The organism is Terribacillus saccharophilus (assembly GCF_000725365.1).
Lineage (GTDB): Bacteria > Bacillota > Bacilli > Bacillales > Amphibacillaceae > Terribacillus > Terribacillus saccharophilus.
Genome location: NZ_CP008876.1, coordinates 2,985,705 through 3,008,656 on the forward strand (window position 1 = coordinate 2,985,705; position 22,952 = coordinate 3,008,656).

A 22,952-nucleotide genomic window follows, 5' to 3' on the forward strand; every position below is an offset into this window, starting at 1 on the left:
TTTTACGACAATAATATTTTCAATAATTAGAAATATATAGTATAGTGTTAACATCACAGTAAAGGAGGCGTTTTCATGAAGAGTACCGGGATTACGAGACGTGTCGATCATCTTGGGCGTGTCGTCGTGCCGAAAGAAATTAGAAGAGAGTTCGGCATAGAAGAAAAAGATCCTGTGGAAATTTTTGTCGAAGGTGACAAGATCATCTTCCGAAAGTATCAGCCTGGTTTTACTTGTGCCATAACGGGAGAAATTACGCCGGAAAACAAGCAATATGCAGACAATCTGTATTTAAGTCCGGAAGGTGCCCGCATCCTCTTTGACAAACTAAAAGAAGAACTTGATTCCAATTAAAAAAGACGCAGCGGACAGGAACTGTCGCTCGTCTTTCTTTTTTTATACAGAGGTTGTGCCTTGTCCTCCATCGACTCGGTAATAAGAACCGTTGATGAAGCTGGAGCGATTAGAAGCAAGGAAGAGCATCAATCCAGTTACCTCTTCGACTTCTCCATACCGATTCATAGGCACACTCGCTTCAAAGCCTCGGCGAGCCGCATTCTCATTCCCTTTAGCTGCTTTGGTTTCGACTGCTTCCATCCATTCTGTATCTAAAGCTGATGGGCAAATTGCATTTACTCTTATACCGTAGTCTGCTACCTCCAATGCGGCTGTTTTATTGAGGCCGAGCATAGCGTGCTTGGAGGCGACGTACGTGCTCATACCGGGCCCGCCCAGTAGGCTGCCGCTGCATGCAGTATTCACAACCACGCCGCTTTTTTGCTTAATCATGGCACGTAAAACATGCTTTAAACCGAGAAAAGCCCCGACAACATTCACCTGAAGTACTTCCTCCAAGCTCGCAGCAGTCTGTTCTGTAATCGCAACAAAATCACCACTCAACCCTGCCTGATTGATAAACACATCAATTCTTCCAAATCGATGCAGTGTCTTTTCAACAAATTGTTCTACCTCTGCTTCTTTTGTAACGTCTGCAGGAAGCAGAATCTTTTCTGTATCAATATCTGCCGCAGCCCTTTCCAATGCCTTTTCTGAAAGGTCGATCAACGCAAGCTTAGCGCCTGCTTCTGCAAAAGCTTTGGCTGCAGCTGACCCGATTCCGCCGGCAGCACCAGTGATTAATACGACCTGTCCTAGGAATTCTTTCACTGTGCGAGCCCCCTTATTGTATGTAGAAGATATTAGCTGAAGATTTTGAGAAGGTTATGTCATAGTAATCTTAGCGCATTGACAACTAGGTAACAATGCTCAATAATCTAGGTAATGTAACCTATTCAACAAATAGATTAAAAGATTGTAAAATAGATGCTATTAATAAACAAAAAAGGCGGTTTTGTTGATGAAATTAAGAACGGACCGACGTAGCAAAAGAAGTGTGAAAGCACTTAAACAGGCATATATCGATTTGATTCTGGAGGAAGAAGATAAGCGGATCAGCATCCAGCAAATAGCCGATAAAGCTGATTATAACCGGGGCACCTTCTATAAGCATTTTGCCGATAAGGAGAGCTTGAAGCAAAGTATCCTTACTGATTTCCTGGATGGCATTTCCATTGCATTGTTAGAACCTTATAAGGAAAGTGCTTATGTCGATTTACAGGAGCAGGCTCCGTCTACGATGCGCATATTCACGCATATCTATGAGGAAAGACGTGTATTACAGGCGCTGCGAATTCTTTATCCTGACATAGCTGACAAGATGCTGCAAGTATTCGTCGAATGCTTATCTGGTGATTTTTATATGGAGACAGAGACTCCAAGGATTCCGGTTGATTATGACCTGATGATTCACTTTCAAATGGCAGCTACTGTCGGCTTTATCATGCGCTGGGCAGACTCGAATTTCAAATTTTCCACCTTGCATCTTTCGGAACAATTTACAGAATTAGTTCGGGTACGCCCATATAGACTAATCAATGCAACTGTACAAAAGGAAAACGACTCCCAGAATTAAATGAGAGTCGTTTTTTCATATAACCAGACAGGCAGCGCCGGCGACAAGCAGACCCACGCCGAATATTTGCCGCAGGTGAATATGTTCTTTTAAGAAGTAATATGACAGCAATAGTGTCCACACATAGGTAATGGCTGTCAGTGGGAAGACGACGGAATAAGGCAGCAATGTAAGCACATAGATGTTGATCAGTGCAGCGGATCCATAACAAGTGAGACCGATTACAAGCGTACGATATGTATGCGTTGATGGATCACTCGCTCGCTTGAAGAAGAATCCACCGCCAGCTCCAAGCATCGTACAGGAAACTAACAATATCCAGCTAATTCTTCCCACCTCCAATCAGGATTGCCCCAACTATAATTAACGCAGTCCCGATAATATGCATGGCAGAAATATGCTCATCCAAGAAGATGGAGCCCATCACTAATGCAAAAACATAACCAAGGCTCAGCATTGGATGAAGTACGCTAAGCTTGCCGAAACGAAATGCAATCATCATCGTAACTGCCCCTGCGCCATAACAGGCACAGCCGATCAGGAGGGGAATATTGATTTCCCCGTCTGCAATTTTCCATAACAACTGTCCGACACTCGTGCATACTGCTGACAATAAGATTAAAGCTATACCGAGCTTTTGCTTATTGTGACTGTTGTGTTGAGTTTGCGTGTTCTCCATGTGTTGGCTCCTTTCCTTTCTTGTACAAACAAGCAAAGAGAAGGAAGAAGATACTCACCATGCAGTTGCTGACTTGATAGCGATAATCCTGAGCCGGCAGCCCGACAAACATCGTCCCTGTATTGAGCAGGACAGGCAAAATTGGTAGCCATGCAATTGCCCCGAGTTTACGGGAAGCTATCAAGCTGAACAGGACGATGAGAATGCTGAACACAACTGGACGCCAGAAGAGCTCTTCGGTATGGTAACGGGATGTTTCCAGTCCATATTCTATTACATCATACAAAGTCTGACTCACAGGCTTTGTTTCCAAGCCCATGCTGTTTGGATCAACATCGATTGTGTAGGGGTTTGTATAGCCATCAATAGGCTTGTTAATTTGCCAAATAAGAGATGTTTGCTTCAAATATGCTTCTACAACGATAGCAGGATTTTGCTTTACAATCTCGAACCAGACCGATATGTACTTACCCATATCCGCCACAATAACATCATCCTTAAAATTATCATGGAACTTGATTCGATCTGTTAGATATGGATTATATTCATCCCAGTCATCAATCGGCAGGATAGAATCCAAATAAGTGAGCTGCTCTTCTGTCAACTCTCCATCCTGGGAAACGACAGCGGCGATCTGCTGCGTCGGAATACTCATTGATTCATTCGGATTGGCCGATTGGATGTTATAAGCCGTAAATACTGGTCCGGTGACGACAATATAAAGCGAGGATACCAGCACGAGCGGTGTGAGCAGCTGTTTCCAGTTTCGTCGATAAGCAATGAGCATGCCAATGGCCGTTAAGATAGCGATTGGCAATCCGTTATTACGGAAGAATGCAATGCCGAGAAGTACGATCGTAAATGTTGCAAGGCCACTCCAAGTCCGCAAGTTTTTCCCTTCCTGCAGCACTGTTTTCATAACAAACAGTGTCAAAAAGACAATGAAGGTGCTATAAACAACATCTTTCCAAAGAATAGTGGAGAAAATGCCGTTGACCGGCAGTACTGCCCATAGCAGGGCTGCAATCCAAGCGATACCCTTTCCAAGTCCATACTGACGGAAGGAATAGATTCCATAAGAATATACAAACGACATGAGCAGCATCTGAAATATGACGACGATAGCAGGAGAATCCCAAATCATTGTCAATACTAAGATCACCATTGTATAAGCAAATGGATGCCAGTTGTTGAATTCCATGTTTTCTACTTGCCGCCAGTGGTTCAAGGAATCGGGACTCATATTCCCCGGGAAGAAAGCGAGCAAGTAGAACATCCAGACGAAGATCATCGGTAGCATATACCACAGGATCTGCCACTTGCTTACCGCTGTTTTCTTCCACATATATCCAGAACGCAACAAGATAAATGCAATGAAGGAAAAGAAGCAGAAGATCGTAGCGAGTGAAATAAGATCCACAAGCACAGTCTCATACCAAGGACGATTGATGAACAGCGGCCAGTCAATTAAACTGATCAGCGTATAAACTGACAGCAAAATGATGCCTACAGTTATGTAGCGTTTCTCCAGAACAGATTGGAGAATTTGTTTTCTGAGCTTTAGAAAAGCATAAAAGAAACAAATACTAATAACAGATAGGGCAGCATATTTCAAAAGCGACGTATCCTGCCTTGCCTGCATAATAGCTAATACAGAAATAGTGGCTGCAAGACCTGCAGCCACACTGATCAAAAGGTTTCGAACGCGCGTCATTACATGGAGCCTCCAGTTCTGGTCATACCTTGGACAGGTCTTGGTTTGTTATCTGCCTGAATCCGGTTCAATTCTAATTCGTATTGTTTACGCTGATTGGAAGCGACGGTATCTAATATTGCGCCGCAAGCGAAACTTAGCACCGACAGGACGACCAATCCAACAGCGAGAATGGCCGAAGGGACACGTGTAATAAACTCGGTCGCGAAATATTCAGCAATGACCGGAACACCAACAGCTAATCCGAGTATCAGAAACAGAACGGACCAGGCTGTGAAAAAGAGCATCGGTTTATATTCCTTAAACAGGGTGAAAATCTTATACAGCACTTTACGGCCGTCAGCCAGCGTATTCAATTTTGAATAGCTTCCTTCCGGACGGTCCCGATAATCGATAGGTACTTCGACGATTGCAAGTCGCTTATCGAGTGCATGGATAGACATTTCGGTCTCGATCTCGAAACCGGGACTCATGATCGGCATTGTCTTGACAAAAAGACGGTCAAAGGCACGGTAGCCAGTCATAATATCGCTAAGTTTCTTTTTATATAGAAAGTTGATGCAGTTCTTCACCATCGTATTCCCAAGGTTATGGAACTTGCGTTTATTCTCTTTTACATATGTGCCATTCGATAGACGATCACCGATGACCATATTGGCTCTGCCTTCCTGAATCGGGGCAATGAGATCATGCACGAATTCAGCAGGATATGTATTATCCCCATCGACCATTACATAACAATCCGCTTCGATATTGCGGAACATAGAACGGACAACATGTCCTTTACCTTGCTGGTATTCGTGACGAACAATTGCGCCATGTCTCCGGGCAACCTCACTTGTCTTATCTTTTGAGTTATTGTCAAACACATAGATATCTGCATTTGGCAGCTGCTTCCGGAAAGCATCGATAACATCACCGATTGTTTGTTCTTCGTTGTAGCATGGAATCAATACAGCTATTTTCAATACGTACACTCCATTCCTTTTCTAGGATATGTCGAACCAAGTCTAGCAAAGGATTATTGTGCAACTGTTAACCAATGGTGAAGTAATTGTAAATAGTATGAATATACGAATATTTTGTAAAGTTATGCCCTAGCCCAGTTACTGGAAGGGGTGAGGGCGTGTTACATACTATGCAGTACGTTAAGTTACTGTAAATTGCCTTGAAACGCCTTTCTATTCAGTCTTATAATTTAGCCAGCAATACGCATCCCATGAGCTTTGTGAGCATGGGCATATAGAGAGAGGTCCTATCATGAAGTCGAAACTTCGCATTGCCAGTTTACTGCTGCTGTTCGTGACCCTCGTGCTGAAGGTATCAGGGTTGATCCGGGATATGCTGATAACCAATTATTTCGGAGCCGGCAGTGAATCGGACGCATACTACGCGGCATTCGCATTGCCGAATATGTTCATCTTGTTCCTGACAACAGGAATGAAGAGTGCATTCGTTCCAAGTTATATCAAATACAAAGAAAAGAGCAGAGGGCTTTCGCATCTGCAGGATGTATGGAAAGGAACGCTGCTGTTCAGTTTTCTGATCTCAGTTGTTTTCATCTTTATCGCGCCGGTATACATTCGTCTGTTGTTTCCGAATTTAACAGGTGATTCAGCGCAAATGGCAACAATTATGACAATCATTTTCCTTTCATCATTATTATTTGTCGGCGTCAATGCGGTGCTGGAAGCTTACTTCGATGCAGAGAACAAATACTATTTATCAGTATTGGCACAAGCAATCGTACTCTTAGGAACAATAGGAAGTGCCTTGCTCTTCGCTGATGATATAGGTGCCTATGCTTTCGCATTCGGTAACTTGGCAGGCGTAATCCTAAGCTTGCTCTTCAAGCTTTTGCTTCTGCTGCCTAAGCGGACGCTTACCTTAAAAGGCAAAATAAATTGGGAAGAAAACAAGCGCTTTTATCATATCTTCATTCCGGTGGCGCTTACGGCGATGATCGGACAAATTACCTTGATGATTGATACATCATTTGCGAATATGCTTGGCAAAAGCTTTGCTACATATTTAAATATCGCAAAGAACTTAACGCAATTCCCGCAGAATATTATCGGCGTCACCGTCGGTACAATCGTATTCCCAATGCTTGCTGCTGCATATGCAAAGCATGACATGAAAGGTTTTAAGGAGAATATGACACGTGGTCTGCAGATTATGTATTTCGTTCTGCTGCCAGTTCTGACCGGTATGATGCTGCTGATGCCAGAGATTATCACCCTGCTTTTTGTAAACGGAGAATTCACAGCACAGCATGCAGAACAGACGAGCATCGCAGCTTATTATTACTTCGGAACCATCTTGTTCTACAGCTTGGTCATCATAGTTAATAATGGTTTTTATACGATGGAAAAGGGACATTACATGATGCGGCTCGGGTTCCTATCTATCGGTTTGAAGCTCTTGCTAAACTACATATTTACAGAAAGCTTCGGTTTCATCGGTATCCCGCTTTCTTCATCTGTGACTGGTCTAATCTATGCAGTATCTTGCTTCCTAATATTCCGGAAGCTCACGGGTGGAATACCTATTAAAGGGATGCTAGCGGATGTGGCCAAGACAACTGCGAGTGTACTCATCATGGGAATCGCTGTCCTTTTGATTAAAGGGACTTTGAGCGATGTACAGCCTATCCTGACGATTCTAATCTGTTCAGCAGCTGGTGTCATCGTATTTCTGATCTGCGTATTCCTGATGAAAATCAAATCATTCTACATACTATTGGGAAGAGGCGGCTCCACTGCTAAGTAATTGGCAAGAGTGGCACGAAGGAGGACATTCATTTGCAAGCCCTGACACAAAAACTCAAAGACAATAATCATATATTCGAAAAGCTTTTCATTTTCTTCATTTTGGCTCAGCCGTTTCTCGATCTGCTGTCGTACTTCTCGATACCGATTTCCAATCCAATTCGACTCCTTGTAATTCCGATAGGAGTATTGTACATGCTTAGCTACCCTGATCGACGCTGGAGCAGAAATACTTTCATTTACATGCTAGTGCTGGCTGTCTATTTTGCCATCAACTTCAGTGTCAATATGATTTGGAAGGATCCCGTTTCAGCGGCAGGCGAATTGACATTCATTCTGAAGACATTCTTCTTTATCACTGCTTTACTCGTCTATGTGATGATTTTCCGTCATATCGGAGAAAATAGGGAATGGAAAGTGATTGTACCGAAATATCTATTTATTAACACAAGTGTTGTCAGTGTCGTGATGCTTATTGCAGAACTGACGGGTACAGGGAAGAGGAGCTACGATTACTTGGCAAAGCAAGGTCATTCTGGCTGGTTCTTTTCTGGTAATGAAATCAGTGCCATTTTAGGTATGGGTTTCTGCGGAGCGATTATCTACTATCTGTTCATAAAGAAGGGCCTTGTGGCACAAATTATTTGTACAGCACTTATAGCCGTCATGATATGGGCGATGCTGACAATCGGAACGAAAGTCGCATTTGGAGCAGCTTTGCTTGTATTAGGGATTGCCTTCCTATTGCTTCTTATACAAGCAATAATCAAACGCAATAACTTCATTCAAGCAGGTGTCGTACTAGTTCTGTTAGCAGTGACCGTCTTCGTCTCTCCTGAAATGCCAATAGGTAATAATCTCGGGTTGTCGGTAGATATGGCAAATGAAAAGGCGGCACAACAGCAGGAACAAGCAGAAGCTCCGCCATTACCGGAGGAAGAGGGTGGGGACGTTCCACCTCCTGGAAGTGTTAGACAGTGGAGTTCTTGGCAGCTCATGGCACTGAATGGCCGGGAAGAATTCTTTGGCACCGTACTTTATTACTTTGAACGGGCACCCGTCATCCAGAAAGTTTTCGGCATGGGAATTGGCGGAAACTACACCGGAACAGAACCGAGAATCATCGAGATGGATATCCTGGATTGGTTCTTCGGTTTTGGATATCTCGGAACATTGATCCTTGTACTGCCACTTCTGTTCGTCATCGGCAGTATCCTGGTATTCATATTCAGACAGCGATTCCGGACAGTAAGCGGAACAGCTTTGTTCAGTGGTGTTGGAGCTTGTATCGGTCTTGGTGCAGCATTTATAGCCGGCCATATTCTTTCGTCACCAGCATCTGGATTTTATCTGGCATTGTTCCTCGGGTTCCTGTATGGATTGCTCAAGCAGAAGCCGGAGAAGTTCTTTCAATAGCATCTCACCTTAACTGAAATGGAGCGAATCTGTGATGAAAAAGAAAAAGAAAAAGTTGCTTCTGATCTCTTCCATTGGCGGACATTTAACACAGCTTTTGCAGCTGGAACCGCTATTCAAAGAATATGACTACCATATCGTGACAGAGAAATCCGAAATCACGGAGCAAATGAAGGGCAAGCATCCGATGAGCTTCCTTGTTTACGGAGCACGTAATTATCCTTTTCGCTATATATTCAAATTCAGCTATAACATCATAAAATCGATTTTCTTATTCCTGAAGCATCGTCCAGATGTCGTCATCTCCACGGGAGCACATACATCCGTGCCAATGTGCTATATCGCCAAACTGTTCGGGAAACGCGTCATTTTCATTGAGAGCTTTGCGAAGTCCACTTCACCGACCATTTCTGGAAAGCTGATCTATCCAATTGCCGATTTATTCATTGTTCAATGGGAAACGATGAAACAAATTTATCCGAAAGCGGTCTATGGGGGGTCCATCTATTGATACTGGTCGTCTTAGGTACCCACGAGCTACCGTTCACCCGTCTGCTTGAAGAAGTGGAACGGCTGAAACGGGAAGGGTTCATCACCGAGGAAGTTGTAGTCCAGTCTGGACACACGAAGTTTGACAGTGACTTACTGACGATTAAACCATTCGTTAACTATGAGGTCATGGATCAGCTGATGGAGGATGCTCGGCTTGTTATCACACATGCAGGAACCGGATCTGTGATTTCCGCCTTAAAAAAGGATAAAAAGGTCATCGCAGCAGCCAGACTAAAAAAATATGGAGAGCATAACGATGATCATCAGCTGCAGTTAATGTCCATCTTCTTGCAACAAAAGCATATCCTTAGTTGGGGAGAAGGAGAGGACCTGGGCAAGATAATACAGGAAACAGAGAGCTTCGAGCCAGAGCCATTCAAATCCGGTAAAGAGCGAATGTTCACGATTTTAAGCAATTTCATCAAAGAAGCTTGATAAATGTAAATGAAATGTAAAGGCACATGACCCGGTTATGATGTAAACTTTACATTGTGTGTAATTGTGTTTTGTCAACAGAAACATTATAATGGTACAGAACCTACGCAGAATACTGTCGAAATCTAGTAATTTATGATACTTGGATTATAAAAGCATTTTTGGAACGATTTGCAAGCTATTTAGGAGGATACAAATGGTACACATAACGCCTTTAATCATAGCGTTGGCAGTTTGCTTCATTCTTTCGATAGCGCTGACGCCTATGGTGAAAAAGCTGGCATTCGCAATCGGAGCAACGGACAAACCAAACGCTAGAAAAGTACACCAGAAAATTATGCCGCGACTGGGCGGATTGGCCATTTACATCAGTTTTATCATCGGTTATCTGGTTTTCATGCCACATGATTCGAATACAGCACCGATACTGATTGGTGCAACAATGATTACGTTGATTGGTGTGCTGGACGATAAGTTCATGCTATCCGCAAGAGTGAAGCTGATTGGACAGATTGCAGCAGCAACTGTAACAGTCATGGGCGGCATTCGAATTGACTTTGTAACATTGCCATTCGTTGAACGTATTGAATTTGGTGCTTGGGCAATTCCAATTACGATATTGTGGATTGTCGGTATAACAAACGCTATCAACTTGATTGATGGATTAGATGGATTGGCGGCTGGAGTTTCAGCTATCGCGTTATTCACAATCGCTATGATAGCAATCAGCATGGGTAACCCGATTTCTGCAATGATGGGCGTACTGCTATTGGGCAGCACCCTCGGATTCCTAGTATTTAACTTCCACCCGGCTAAGATATTTATGGGGGATACAGGAGCATTGTTCCTCGGCTATATGATTGCAGTTCTATCCGTAAGCGGTCTGTTTAAGAACGTTGCATTGTTCTCCTTGATTGTGCCGATTATTATTCTCGGTGTACCAATCTTGGATACGACATTTGCCATTATCCGCCGGATTGTACAGAAGAAGCCTTTATCAGCACCAGATAAGCTGCACTTGCATCACTGTCTACTAAATCTAGGATTCTCGCATCGTCAGACTGTTATAGTAATCTATGCAATCAGCGGAATCTTCAGCATTACAGGTGTCCTTTACACAGAAGCAACCATGTGGGGTTCGGCTATCCTGATTATTGCCTTGGCAATAGTAATCGAATTGATTGTCGAAATTACTGGATTGATTAGCGATCGCTATCGTCCATTACTCAATATGGTAGGTTTCCCGAAAGTGACAGAGGAAGAACGACGCAAACAGCATCAGCAATAAATGAAGACCCTTCTCCAGTGGAGAAGGGTTTTTCTATGTATAAAAAAACACGCTGATAACATCAGCGTGTAGTCTGTGTGGACGGACTGGCTGTAGCAGCAACAGCCGGGTTGGACGTGTACATAGCTTGTACGAGCTGCTCACTAGCATGTCCGTTCGAATATTGGTTCCACTGTTTAGAGAAAGCCTGTACCTTATCCAGCTGGAAGTCATTCTTTTTAATCACTTTGATGAGCGATTTTGTATCTCTGACCATTGGTCCAGGTAATGATTTGAGATATTCGTCTGACACACCGCGTTTTCTCTGATAATCCTCCAGATCATACGTAAAGAAGATAATCGGGCGATTGAGCAGTGAATACTCAAAAGGTATCGAAGAATAGTCGGTTATCAAAATATCCGTCACTAGTAAAAGCGGGTTTATATTTTTGTAGTGTGTTACATCGATTACGAAATTCGGATAATAGTTTGCTAGATCCCATGTAACAGCAGGATGGAGGCGAAGGAATAACACATACTCCTGCCCAAGCTCACGGTATAAGCGTTCGATATCAAGTTCAATCTTAGGCTTGGCAAGCTCATCATCTCGGTAAGTTGGAGCATAAAGAATGACCTTACGCTTCTTGATAATCGGGTATTGCTCGGTGATTTCTTTTTCTATTTGCTCGATTTGTTTATCATCAAAGAAGAAGTCTGTTCGCGGCATACCAGTTCGCAGCATGTTAGCATTCGACAGACCAAAGCTTTGCTGGAAGATGGAGGCCATCTTTTCAGAACCGACCGTTACATATGTGAAACGGCTGTATACCTGTTTAAATCTTTCCTGTGCCTTCGGACTTCTATTGTGCACAGAAGGATCCATTAAACCGAATTTCTTCATCGCACCTGCTGCATGCCACAGCTGAATGCAGGTTACGTTCGGTTTGAAATCCGTTACGGCAAGAAAGCCAAAATAGTTATCTACCATCACGACGCGCGAAGTAGCCAGATGATAGATACCTTTTACAAAAGCACTAATATTCGTCATGGCAAATGGTACGATCTCTGCATCTAGATCAGTAAATTCTTCCCGGCAGGAAGAAGTCTTTAATATGACTATTTCTCCCGCGTTCCATTTTTCAAGCGATTTAGCCGTATACAAAACATTATCCCCAAAAGAGGAAACCAAGGTGGTTTTGTTCTTTTGGGGAAATAGCTTGAAACATATGAATAGCGTTTTGAAGAACGCTAGATAGAGAGAAATAGCTAATTCTCTAACCATTATCTACTTCTAAAAGATCGTCTTTGATCTTAGAAGTAGAGATACCAACTGTACGTGGAAGATAAACAACTTCACAATGGTCTTTCAAGAAGTCGAATTTACCTTCCCAGTCACTGCCCATGACGAATACATCAACATTATGGTCCACAACGTCGTGGACTTTCTGATCCCAGTTTTCTTCTGCGATTACTTCATCCACATAACGAATCGCTTCAAGGATCATTTTGCGGTTTTCAAAGCTATGATAAGACTTCTTGTCCTTCAGTTTGTTGAATTCATCAGAAGAAATTGCCACAATCAGATAGTCGCCCATTTCTTTCGCGCGGCGAAGTAAATTCACATGGCCCCAGTGCAACAAATCAAATGTACCGTACGTAATTACTTTCTTCATTGTTGTGCCTCATTTCCTTTGTAGTTTGGTTTTTCATATATAAAAGTTGTCTGCATCTTCATTGTCACAGTGTAAGTATAGATCATAATATTTACACCTGATTAACATTATATTTACATTTTAATTAAATTTCAAGTCTGCTATGATAATAGAATGCAAATATATGCGCGAATTGTCGAAAACGCATACATATTTACCTAATTTTCCTTCATTTGGGTAAGAAAATGTATAAATGACTATGCATGAAACATGCTAACGAAGAGCATAAGATTCATTTTAAATACGAAGTATATGTAAAGAACTTTACAAATGCATTGTTGAATTACCTACATATGAAATTTATAATAAGGAATGGATTTGCAAGTTGAGAGGAGAAAGTACTGCATGGAAAACATCAGCCTTCGAAATAGGAGAGCCATATCGGTTCGAATTGAAGCGGGGATATTCTATATGGAGATTCCAATCAAAGCCTCCTACATCGCTGATTATGAGACATATCGATTCCTATTGATGAATCGTTATACAAACGAAGATATTTACCTTACTTTTGAAGAAGACCATAGCGTGGATGAATATACGATTTGTAAAGTTACGCTGGATCCGGAGGAACACACACAGATGCTCCAGGATGGAGTTATGTGGGATCTATACGTTGAACGGGAAAATGAAGGGGAGACGAAGCGGGCTCGGATTTCTAATCCACCGGAGCATCTGCAATATCATTCCTATTTCATACCAGGAACTGAAAAAGTCTTCTATCCTTATCGCACCGGAAAAGGAAATATCTCTTTCCGCGTTAATGATTATGTCTTTTTTGCCAATTTGGAAGAGGTTCATTTGAAGAAATCGGGAGTATTGCATTTTTCCGGTTCAATTAACTATGCTCCTTTATACCAAAGTGATGCCTATAAACTGGAAGAACTAAAGCTCGTCGTAACAAACAACTTGAATGAAGAGGAAGAGCTCACTTTCCCACTTCAGTTTAAGGAACGCGAGGATTTAGCAGATAAATATGAAGGAAATGAACTGCTCCGTCACTCAGGTTATGAAGGAGTATTTGATATAACTCCGCATATTGACTTGTCCGATAAAAAGTTTTTAAAGTTCTACGTCGAGCTAACTTATTCGCATAATGGTGAGCCTCAGACGATCCGAAGTATTCGTATGCGCCACCTGAAAAAAGATTCGACTTTACCTGCGTCTGTGAAAACGACTATTAAAGGTAAGAAATACAAGATGACTGCTAAATTGACGAAGAAGTCGAAGTTTCTTTCTGTTCAGACTGCTGAGTACTTCTTTATTCGGGAAAGTATCTCACGAGCAAGACGCAAGTGGGTCAATATCCGCAGAGGAAGATTCCTTAAAAACAGTTATCAGCAGGTGTTTAAGCTATTCGGAGCTATCTTGCCTGTTGATAAGAAGCTTATGGTTTTTGAGAGCTTTCTGGGCAAACAATATAGTGACAACCCAAGGGCAATCTATGAGTACATGCGAGAGCATCATCCTGAGTACAAAATGTATTGGAGCTCGGATCGTCGGGCAGTCCCTTACTTTGAAACAAAGGATGTTCCTTATGTGCGCAGATTCTCTATTCGCTGGCTATTCCTTATGACAAGGGCAAGATATTGGGTATCAAATAGCCGCCTGCCGCTTTGGATACCAAAACCCGATCATACGATCTATTTGCAAACCTGGCATGGTACACCGCTGAAACGCCTTGCCGCGGATATGGACGAGGTTCATATGCCTGGTACGAATACAGAGGCGTATAAGCGCAATTTCTTATTCGAAGCTTCAAAATGGGACTATCTTGTTTCACCAAATGCATATTCTAGTGAAATCTTCTCAAGAGCGTTCGGTTTTGAAAAGGACATGCTTGAAACAGGATACCCGCGAAACGATTTCCTTTATACACATAATAAGCCGGAGAATATAGAAGCACTGAAAAAAAGCTGCGGACTTTCTGAAGAAAAGAAAATTATCCTTTATGCGCCAACTTGGCGGGATAATCAGTTCTATCAGAAAGGGAAGTATAAGTTCGATTTGGAGCTTGATTTAGAACGTATGCGTCAGGAGCTGGGTGACGAATATATCGTGGTCTTACGTCTGCATTATCTTGTTGCAGAAAACCTAGACCTTTCCAGCTATGAAGGATTTGCTTATGACTTTTCCAAGCACGAAGATATTCGTGAACTTTACTTGATGGCGGATATGCTAATTACGGATTATTCATCTGTATTCTTTGACTATGCCAACCTGCGTCGTCCTATGATGTTCTTCGTGTATGATTTGGATGACTATCGAGATAACCTCCGGGGGTTCTACTTTGATTTTGAAGAAACTGCTCCTGGTCCATTATTGAAACAAACAGAGCAAATTATCCAGGAAGTAAAACGGATTGACAGAGAGGGCTATCAGCCGGATGCACGATTTGAAGCCTTCTACAACCGTTTCTGTTACTTAGAAGATGGTAAAGCTTCAGAACGTGTTGTAAAACAAGTGATTAAGTAATGTGAACCACCGTCACAATTTGACGGTGGTTTTTTTTATTAATTTATTTCGTTTAGTAATTAAGAAAAAAGTCAATTTCAATAAAATGGAAATGATTGAATCAATAGAACTATTTTAATTGTAAACTAAATGAAAATTTGATAATAGATTGTAAAGCTTTGTTTGATTTTGTAGAATTATAGATAAATAGGTAATTAGTTACCTATTACATACCATTGTTACCTATTCCTAGTAAAAACGAAGGAGTGGTCGATGCGTTTATCGATACAGAAACAACGATGCGATGGCGTCTGCACATTGAAAACTGAATATTTTGGAGGGTGAAATGAAGAAATTTGCATATGTATTAATCTTTTTGCTTTTGTTTAGCTTAGTGTCTCCGGCCAAATATGTATCTGCAGAAGAGACTATAAAGTCTGATCAGCAGACAGAATCTGTCCAGCAAGTAGATGAGACACAGACAGAGCAGTCAGAAACTGTTGCTCCAGAAGAACAAACTGGAACTGTTGATGAGACTGATGAATCAGAAACTGCCCCTACTGAGGAAGCTCAAGACAATGAGGGTGATGTTTCAACAGGTAATGAAACGAACAGTGAAGATCAACAGATAGAAGATGAAACTGTAACGCAGGAAGAAGAAACAGATACTCCGGCAGTTGAGGAAGATTCCGAAACGGAAGCCGAAGAAGCTGATGATTCACAAAGCGAGCAGAAGGTGATGCGTGCTGCTAAAGCTGCTCCTGTGGAAACTGCAATTGATCTAATGGGTCATTTGCGTTCCAATGCTGTCATTTATCCTGATTTAAACGATATGAGTACTTCTAAAGGAGCAGTCGCTGGTGGCTATACAGACACTGTTTACTACATCAAGAAACAAGCAAAATGGAATAATGAAACGTATTATCTCATTAGTAAACAGGCAAGCAGTACGTCTGGTGTTATCGGCTGGGTGAAATCTTCTGAAATGAGTACGCATGAGCATTCGGTTGTGAACAGCAAACAGCAGACATTTGTCATTAGCGGATCTGGGGACGCCTACAGCAAGCCTTGGGGTGGATCGAAGGATCATGTCTATACCTTGAGCAAGTACAAGGGACAGCAATTCAAAGTAACAGCTGAAGAAAAAATCGGCGCTAATACATGGTATAAAGGGACTCTTGCTGGTAAAACTGTCTATATTCATTCTGCATATGTAGACGAATATGAGCCTGTTAAGATTGAAGAGGAACAGAAAACGAGCTTGCTTGGTCACCTAAAGAGCAGTGCAGTTATTTATCCCGATATTAATGATCCATCTTCTTCAGTTGAAGCTGTGGCTGGCGGATACACAAGTGCCGTTTACTATATCAAGAAGCAAGCGAAGATAAATGGTGAACTTCATTATTTGATTAGCAAAGAACCAAGCGCAACTAACGGTGTTGTTGGCTGGGTGAAAGCATCCCAATTATCTACACATGCTCATACGACAATTGATAAAAACAAGAAGACCTTTACTGTTAAAGGATCCGGACAAGCTTTTGCGAAAGCTTGGGGTGGATCGAAGGATCTCGTTTATAATCTGAGTGACATGGAAGGAAAAACCTTCTACGTGAACTTGACTGAGACTGTTGGCAGCAATACATGGTATCGCGGAATGCTGGATGGCAAGCAAGTGTTTATTCATTCTGCTTATCTATCAGCATATGAACCTAAAATAACTGAACAAAGTATTAGTAAACTAGGTCATCTGCATGCAGATGCAGTTATTTATCCTGATTTGAAAAATCCAGCTTCTACACTTTCATCTGTAGATGGCGGTTATACAGACGCTGTCTATTACATTAAGAAAGAAGCGACTGTTGCAAATGAGCTTTACTACTTAATCAGCAAGGAACCGAGCGCAACTAACGGTGTTGTTGGCTGGGTGAAAGCATCCCAATTGTCTACGCATGATCACACAACGATCAGCAAAGAGAAGAAGGGCTTCCTTGTGAAGGGCTCTGGCCAAGCATTTGCCAAGGCTTGGGGAGGTTCCAAGGATCTAGTTTATAATCTATCAGACTATAAAAATGAAGTTTTCCGTGTTGACCTGACTGAGACAGTCGGCAACAATACGTGGTATCGTGGAACGCTTGGCGATAAAAAAGTATTCATCCACAGTGCATACGTCCAGCAAGTGAGTGAAACGAAAATCAGTCGCCTCGGACACTTGAATGGAAACGCAACGGTTTACGATAACTGGTCCGATGCATCAGGGAGAAATGCAGCTGATGCAGGTTTGACTGATGCGGTTTACTATATCAAGGCACAAGTTGAAGTGAATGGTACAACGTATTATAAGATCAGTAATGAGCCAAGCAGCACAACTGGTGTTGTCGGCTGGGTGAAATCTACTGAAATGTCGTCGCATGAACACACGACTATCGACAAAACTGCAAAAACATTTTATTCGAATGGAAAAGGCAGTTCCTACGCGAAAGCATGGGGCGGATCGAAGGACTTAGTCGCAAGCGATATGTCTAAATATGAAGGATCTCAATTCAAGGTTAATCTGACAGAAAAAGTTGGAAACAACATCTGGTACCGTGGTGTGCTGGATGGAAAGACGATGTGGCTGCATGAAGCATATGTAGTCGAAAGTTACGATAAGCAAACCAAATACGATCTGACATTGGAAGAAGCAGTAGCGATCCAGAAAACTGCATCTGCTCAGACAGATAGCGAATACAACACATATGTATCCACAGAGTATATCAACAGCAATAACCAAGTGACTGCGGATCTTCTAAATGTACGTGGCGGCCCAAGTACAAGCTACTGGGTTGTGGGAACATTAAGCAAGGGTGCTAAAGTTACTATTGTTGGACAAACAGGCAGCTGGTATCAAATCGAGTTCACCAACTCCCGTCAATGGGTGAACGCAAGTCCCGATGATATCCAGTATTATTTGGATCCTAATAACTTCATCAATGATGACAGACAACGTTTCCAATTCCTAGATCTGACGAGAGCTAGTGATGCAGACGCAGCGACATTGAATAAATACCTTGCTGGTAAAGGAACGTTAGCCGGACAAGGCCAAGCATTCATTGACGCAGCTAAGCTTTACGGAATCAATGATGTTTATTTGGTTTCACATGCTACACTTGAGACAGGTAATGGTTCTTCCACACTGGCTCGAGGAGTGAAATATAATGGCACGACAGTTTACAACATGTATGGTATTGGTGCTATTGACGCATGTCCAGTAGATTGTGGCGCAAAACGGGCATATGAAGAAGGCTGGACTTCTCCATATCTTGCTATTGTTGGAGGAGCGCAGTTCATTGGTGATGGTTACATCAATTCAGGTCAAAATACGTTGTACAAGATGAGATGGAACCCTGCAGCAATGGCAGCATCCGGTACATTCGGTAAGCAATACGCTACTGATATTGGCTGGGCATCCAAGCAAGTCTCTACAATGTATAACTTATATCAAAATATAGGCATTTATACCTTGTATCTTGATATTCCAAACTATCGTTAAATTAGAAAAGCACATTATCCGATGCGGATAATGTGCTTTTTTTGTAAATTAGTATTCAAAATGTAAATTTTTTGTCGATATATTAGATGGGAAAGGTTTTAGCAATTATTTTACATCATTTACTTCCTAATCCATTCAGGCCGAGAAGGAGGCTAGATTTGAAACGGCAGCTATAACCATTTTCAAATAATAAGACAGAGGGTAAAAATGAGAAAAGTTATTAGCTTGATAGTCGTTTTAATGCTATTTTTCAGCAGTGTACCAGCAACCGTATTTGCGGAGGAGCATAATAATCAGGTAACAGAGGAAATCAGTAATGATTCAAATAGTCCCGATGTTTCTCAAGAAACAGAGGCAGATAATATAGATACTGTGACAGAAGATAAGATCGAAGCGGATACGCCGGAAACAGAAAGTGATTCACCAGCACAGCAAGAAGATGAATTTGTTGTGCAAGAAGAGGCTGAGACGTCATCATCTGATAAAAAGGTAACTGATGAGAAGACGGTACAGCAGTCAGAAGATACTGAAACACCTACTGAAGAAAAAGCTGAAACAGAAGTTCAGGAATCAGCTGCTAAAGAACAAGTGGAAGAACAACCGAAGTATAATGCACTTGGGATTAAAGAAGGTACAATGGTCTATGGAATAGATATAAGCAAGCTTTCAGCAGAAGAGCTGCAGTACATTCCAATCGACTGGCGTGATGGTGTAGATGAAACAGAAGAAGAATCTGCTTCCGAACCACGTTTCTATGCCAGGGCAAGCTATCCGAATGTAAATGATTGGATCAAAAAGAATTCACCATCTACCGCTTCCATTAAGTACGAACATAAAAGTCAGTTCGCCAAGTTCAATTATCGTTACGGAAGAGGTGCAGTTGAAGGGGTAGTAGCACATGAAACTGCCAATCCGAACTCCACTATTCGATCTGAAATAAATTATATGACAGCAAACCATAATAACGCGTTTGTTCATGCATTCGTTGATCATAACAATATCATTGAAATCCACCCAACAGATTTAGGTGCTTGGGGAGCCGGATATTATGCGAATCAGCGCTTTGTGCATGTCGAATTGGTTGAAGTAAACAGCTTCGAAAATTTTGCGAAATCAATCAACAACTATGCTGATTATATTGCTTATGTGCTGGCAAAATATGATCTTGGCGTGACAAGTGCAGAATCAAACGGGAGAGGGACATTGTGGTCACACAGTGCCGTCAGCAGGTTCTTGGGTGGTACAAACCACGTTGATCCTCATGGTTACTTTGCAAAATATGGTTACAACTGGAACGACTTTGTAAAGCTGGTTACTGAGAAGTACAATCAAAAGGCAATCAAATACAGCAGCACTAGTAAACTTGGACATATTCGGACTACGAGCGCGAGAATTTATCCGAATCTCTCAAATCTATCCAGCAGTACACAAGCAGGAAGCAGTAAAACAGACCAAGTTTATTACATTAAAAAGCAAGCCAATGTTAACGGCACTATTTACTATCTTTTGAGCACAAAACCAAGTGCTACATCTGGAACAATCGGATGGATGAAGGCTAGTGATGTAAAAGTACATGATCATAAAGGTCTCAATCGTGATAAATATATGTACACGATTGTAGGAACTGGAATAGCCTATGATAAAGCGTGGGGTGGTTCTAAAAACCAAGTATATAATTTAGCTTCTATGAAGGGGCAGATATTCACGTCTAATCTTTCAGAAACTGTTGGTAATAATACTTGGATTCGCGGTACATTGAATGGCAAGGAAGTATGGGTGCATTCTAGCTTTGTTACAGATAGAAGACAAGAAAGCAATATAAGTAAACTAGGTCATCTGCGGAGCGGTGCAAGAATTTATCAAGATGCTAAGACATCGGCTAAATATCGCAATGCAGGAAGCAAGGATTATGATCAGGTGTATTATATTAAGAAGCAGATTGAGAGAGATGGTCAGCTATTCTATCTGATCAGCTATGCTCCAAGCAGAACAAAAGATGTAGTTGGCTGGGTTAAGGCAGAGCAGCTGCAAGTCCGAGATCATACATCTGTCAGTAAGACTGCTCAGACGCTCTATGTAACAGGCTCCGGAAAATCTTATTCAAAAGCATGGGGCGGCAGTAAAAATCTTGTTAGCAGCAATCTATCAGCTGCAAGCGGCAAACCTTTCTATGTCAATCTAACTGAGAAAGTCGGTAGTAACACGTGGTATCGCGGAACGCTTGATGGGAAGCAAATGTGGCTTCATAGTGCATATGTGTCTGCGAAAATAGAAAGTAAGACAAGCCGTCTAGGGCATTTGCGTGGCGGAGCAGTAATTTTGACGGCGCCTGGCGTAACAAAGGGTGCCAAAAATTCAGCTGATGGCTACACAAATCAGGTGTATTATATTAAGAAGCAAGCAGTATATAATAAGAAAACATATTATCTGATCAGCAGTAAGCCGAGCAGTACAAGCGGTACTATCGGCTGGGTTGAATCAGGACAGATTAAGACGTATTCCCATGTTACTGTTGATAAGAAAAGCAAAACGCTGCACGTTAAAGGAACAGGCAGTGCATATGCAAAAGCATGGGGTGGATCAAAAGACTTTGTCTATGATCTTAAGGGATATGCTGGCAAGGAGTTTCAGGTCAATTTGACCGAGAAGGTCGGCAATAACACATGGTATAGAGGTATATTAGCTGGAAAAGAAGTATGGATTCATTCAGCATATTTGCAATAACCAGATCACACCGCGTTTTATATAATGCGGTGTGATTTTTTGTTACATATTGTAGGAATTAGTTGTAAAATAAAGTTAGTGTAAAAAGAATGTAAATATCGGAGGAACAAATGAAATATACTATTGCAATACCAGTTTATAATGATGAAAGTACAATCAGGCATTGCCTGGATAGCATAATTAATCAAACAATTGATAAGGAGAAGCTGGAAATCATTTGTGTAAATGACGGATCTACAGATCAAAGTCCAGCTATCTTAGAAGAATATAGCAATACATACAACTTTGTCCGCATCGTTCATCAAGAAAACAGTGGATCTCCGAGTGGTCCGCGTAATAAAGCAATCGAACTTGCAACAGGAGACTTCATCTTCTTTGTTGATGGTGATGATTATCTTGGAGAAGAAGCTTTAGAACGGATGGAGGAGAAGATCCTTCAATACGATAGCGATATCGTTGTCGGGCAATATGTCGGCATCAATAGAGGTGTTCCACAAGCTATTTTCAAGCGTAACCCTGATAACTTTAGCTTTTACGGCTCTAATGCGCTCTACACAGTCAGTGTACAGAAGCTATTCCGGGTCAGTTTGCTTCGAGAGCATAATATCCGGTTCCCAGAGCATTACTCCCTGGGAGAAGATCAGCCATTTATCATCCAGGCATATGCTTACTCCAATTCTATATCCATTGTGAAAGATTACCCGTGCTATTATTTGACGAATAATCTCACAGTTGGCAGGGAACAGCTTACTAAAAAGCCGATCACCGGCCGTCTTTACATGCATCAATTCGAAGAGACGCTTGCAGCGGTCGAGAGCTTGCAGCTGCCTAAAGAGAAGAAGCTGCGTACATACTATCAATATCTGACTCGTGTATTGAATATCGAGCTTCGCACAACGATCACTCGCTCCTTCCAAATGGAAGATAAACAATATATTTTTGATTCTCTGAAAGCTTTGTTCCAAAAGCATAATTTCTTAGAGATTTATGCGAACTTCAACACAAGGGAAAAGCTTCTGCTGCGTATTATTGAGCAAGGTGAACTCGACGATCTTATCAACTTCTGGTATGCAGAGCGTCATCCTGGCAATATGCAAGTGTTCCATGGCCTAATCTATCCGAAGGCTGAAAAAGCATACGAATTGGCCAAGTCTGAATCACTATCCTTCCATCGTTCAAATAAACTTGCTGCAGCTGTAACACGTATAGAGAAAAAAGCAGAAGGTTTATTAATAGAAGGCTATAGCTATCATTCACTGGTTGATGCCTCTGAGGAACAGCTTTATTTGAAGCTTAGCGACAGAGATAGTGAGCGTGTGACTTCTCTTACTGTCCAAAAAGGTGCCTATCATATTGACAGTCCAATACCTGTTAACCCTGAAATAATGCAGGAGCAGATGCTTTCCACATTTCATGTTGTTATCCCTGCCTCTGTAATTGAATTAATCGAAGCAGAGAAGGATATCGTAGATTTGCATCTTGTTAGCAGAATCGAAAATTACACAGCTATCGCACGAATTTTAGGCGAGATGCCTCATCATGCGACAACTAAGATTACATCTTCAAGGAAAAAGAATCATTTGCTTAATATTACAACCTACAATACAAAGCACGGGAACCTATCCTTTAAACTGCAGGATACGACGAAAAAGAAACCAAAACAGCTTAGCAAAAAGCAACGTATCGTCAACAAAATCAAGCGGATGCTAAGAGCATGATTATGTTATCGT

At 41.8% G+C, this 22,952-nt stretch carries 18 protein-coding genes; 11 read left to right on the forward strand and 7 right to left on the reverse strand.

The genetic code is table 11. The features are described 5' to 3' along the window. Positions 1 to 75: 75 nt before the first annotated feature. Positions 76 to 354 (forward strand): AbrB/MazE/SpoVT family DNA-binding domain-containing protein, encoded by a 279-nt coding sequence (locus GZ22_RS14900; RefSeq protein ID WP_038564144.1) that lies wholly within the window; start codon positions 76 to 78, stop codon positions 352 to 354. A gap of 42 nt (positions 355 to 396) precedes the next feature. Here GZ22_RS14900 and GZ22_RS14905 read toward each other — a convergent pair whose 3' ends face one another. Beyond that, on the reverse strand, positions 397 to 1,167 hold the full coding sequence (locus tag GZ22_RS14905; RefSeq protein WP_038564147.1) for an SDR family NAD(P)-dependent oxidoreductase: 771 nt from the start codon (positions 1,165 to 1,167) through the stop codon (positions 397 to 399). A 190-nt stretch (positions 1,168 to 1,357) separates the two neighbouring features. Between GZ22_RS14905 and GZ22_RS18085 the strand changes: the two genes are divergently transcribed. Further along, the gene (locus tag GZ22_RS18085; RefSeq protein WP_051748317.1) at positions 1,358 to 1,972 is read left to right on the forward strand and encodes a TetR/AcrR family transcriptional regulator; all 615 of its coding nucleotides are present in this window, start codon (positions 1,358 to 1,360) and stop codon (positions 1,970 to 1,972) included. Positions 1,973 to 1,987: 15 nt separating this feature from the next. Here the strand turns inward: GZ22_RS18085 and GZ22_RS14915 are convergent, their stop codons facing one another. The 4 genes from GZ22_RS14915 to GZ22_RS14930 are packed head-to-tail and all read right to left on the reverse strand — an operon-like array spanning position 1,988 to position 5,333. Then, on the reverse strand, positions 1,988 to 2,308 hold the full coding sequence (locus tag GZ22_RS14915) for an EamA family transporter (RefSeq protein WP_038566175.1): 321 nt from the start codon (positions 2,306 to 2,308) through the stop codon (positions 1,988 to 1,990). Next, positions 2,295 to 2,651, reverse strand: a complete 357-nt coding sequence (locus GZ22_RS14920) for a DMT family transporter (protein ID WP_038564150.1) — start codon at positions 2,649 to 2,651, stop codon at positions 2,295 to 2,297. Before GZ22_RS14920 ends, GZ22_RS14915 begins: the two co-directional genes overlap by 14 nt. Beyond that, positions 2,614 to 4,365, reverse strand: coding sequence for a DUF6020 family protein (locus tag GZ22_RS14925; protein WP_038564154.1), 1,752 nt, complete (start codon positions 4,363 to 4,365; stop codon positions 2,614 to 2,616). The genes GZ22_RS14920 and GZ22_RS14925 overlap by 38 nt, the downstream gene beginning before the upstream one ends. Beyond that, the gene (locus GZ22_RS14930) at positions 4,365 to 5,333 is read right to left on the reverse strand and encodes a glycosyltransferase family 2 protein (protein WP_051748319.1); all 969 of its coding nucleotides are present in this window, start codon (positions 5,331 to 5,333) and stop codon (positions 4,365 to 4,367) included. The genes GZ22_RS14925 and GZ22_RS14930 overlap by 1 nt, the downstream gene beginning before the upstream one ends. A 292-nt stretch (positions 5,334 to 5,625) precedes the next feature. Here GZ22_RS14930 and murJ point away from each other — a divergent pair, with 292 nt between their 5' ends. From murJ to GZ22_RS14955, 5 genes are all read left to right on the forward strand, one after another. After that, positions 5,626 to 7,137 (forward strand): murein biosynthesis integral membrane protein MurJ, encoded by a 1,512-nt coding sequence (gene murJ / locus GZ22_RS14935; RefSeq protein WP_038564157.1) that lies wholly within the window; start codon positions 5,626 to 5,628, stop codon positions 7,135 to 7,137. 32 nt (positions 7,138 to 7,169) lie between these two features. Continuing rightward, the gene (locus tag GZ22_RS14940) at positions 7,170 to 8,552 is read left to right on the forward strand and encodes an O-antigen ligase family protein (RefSeq protein WP_038564160.1); all 1,383 of its coding nucleotides are present in this window, start codon (positions 7,170 to 7,172) and stop codon (positions 8,550 to 8,552) included. A gap of 34 nt (positions 8,553 to 8,586) precedes the next feature. Next, on the forward strand, positions 8,587 to 9,063 hold the full coding sequence (gene pssD, locus GZ22_RS14945) for a PssD/Cps14F family polysaccharide biosynthesis glycosyltransferase (RefSeq protein WP_038564163.1): 477 nt from the start codon (positions 8,587 to 8,589) through the stop codon (positions 9,061 to 9,063). Next, on the forward strand, positions 9,060 to 9,539 hold the full coding sequence (gene pssE / locus GZ22_RS14950) for a PssE/Cps14G family polysaccharide biosynthesis glycosyltransferase (RefSeq protein WP_038564166.1): 480 nt from the start codon (positions 9,060 to 9,062) through the stop codon (positions 9,537 to 9,539). The genes pssD and pssE overlap by 4 nt, the downstream gene beginning before the upstream one ends. A 196-nt stretch (positions 9,540 to 9,735) precedes the next feature. Further along, on the forward strand, positions 9,736 to 10,827 hold the full coding sequence (locus GZ22_RS14955; RefSeq protein ID WP_038564168.1) for a glycosyltransferase family 4 protein: 1,092 nt from the start codon (positions 9,736 to 9,738) through the stop codon (positions 10,825 to 10,827). A gap of 61 nt (positions 10,828 to 10,888) precedes the next feature. Here the strand turns inward: GZ22_RS14955 and GZ22_RS14960 are convergent, their stop codons facing one another. After that, positions 10,889 to 11,968: a CDP-glycerol glycerophosphotransferase family protein gene (locus GZ22_RS14960; protein WP_245609678.1), complete on the reverse strand. Its 1,080-nt coding sequence runs from the start codon at positions 11,966 to 11,968 to the stop codon at positions 10,889 to 10,891. A gap of 112 nt (positions 11,969 to 12,080) precedes the next feature. Further along, complete coding sequence (gene tagD / locus GZ22_RS14965) at positions 12,081 to 12,479, reverse strand: glycerol-3-phosphate cytidylyltransferase (protein WP_038564171.1); 399 nt, start codon at positions 12,477 to 12,479, stop codon at positions 12,081 to 12,083. A gap of 384 nt (positions 12,480 to 12,863) precedes the next feature. On the opposite strand from tagD, the gene GZ22_RS14970 reads away from it, so the two are divergent. From GZ22_RS14970 to GZ22_RS14985, 4 genes are all read left to right on the forward strand, one after another. Beyond that, positions 12,864 to 14,990, forward strand: coding sequence for a CDP-glycerol glycerophosphotransferase family protein (locus GZ22_RS14970; RefSeq protein ID WP_038564174.1), 2,127 nt, complete (start codon positions 12,864 to 12,866; stop codon positions 14,988 to 14,990). 325 nt (positions 14,991 to 15,315) lie between these two features. Further along, entirely contained in the window at positions 15,316 to 18,498 is a 3,183-nt protein-coding gene (locus GZ22_RS18090) for a GW dipeptide domain-containing protein (RefSeq protein ID WP_051748323.1), read from the forward strand. Between the two features lie 207 nt (positions 18,499 to 18,705). Beyond that, complete coding sequence (locus GZ22_RS18095; protein WP_051748325.1) at positions 18,706 to 21,222, forward strand: peptidoglycan recognition protein family protein; 2,517 nt, start codon at positions 18,706 to 18,708, stop codon at positions 21,220 to 21,222. A gap of 110 nt (positions 21,223 to 21,332) precedes the next feature. Next, on the forward strand, positions 21,333 to 22,940 hold the full coding sequence (locus GZ22_RS14985; protein WP_051748326.1) for a glycosyltransferase family 2 protein: 1,608 nt from the start codon (positions 21,333 to 21,335) through the stop codon (positions 22,938 to 22,940). The last annotated feature ends 12 nt before the right edge of the window (positions 22,941 to 22,952 follow it).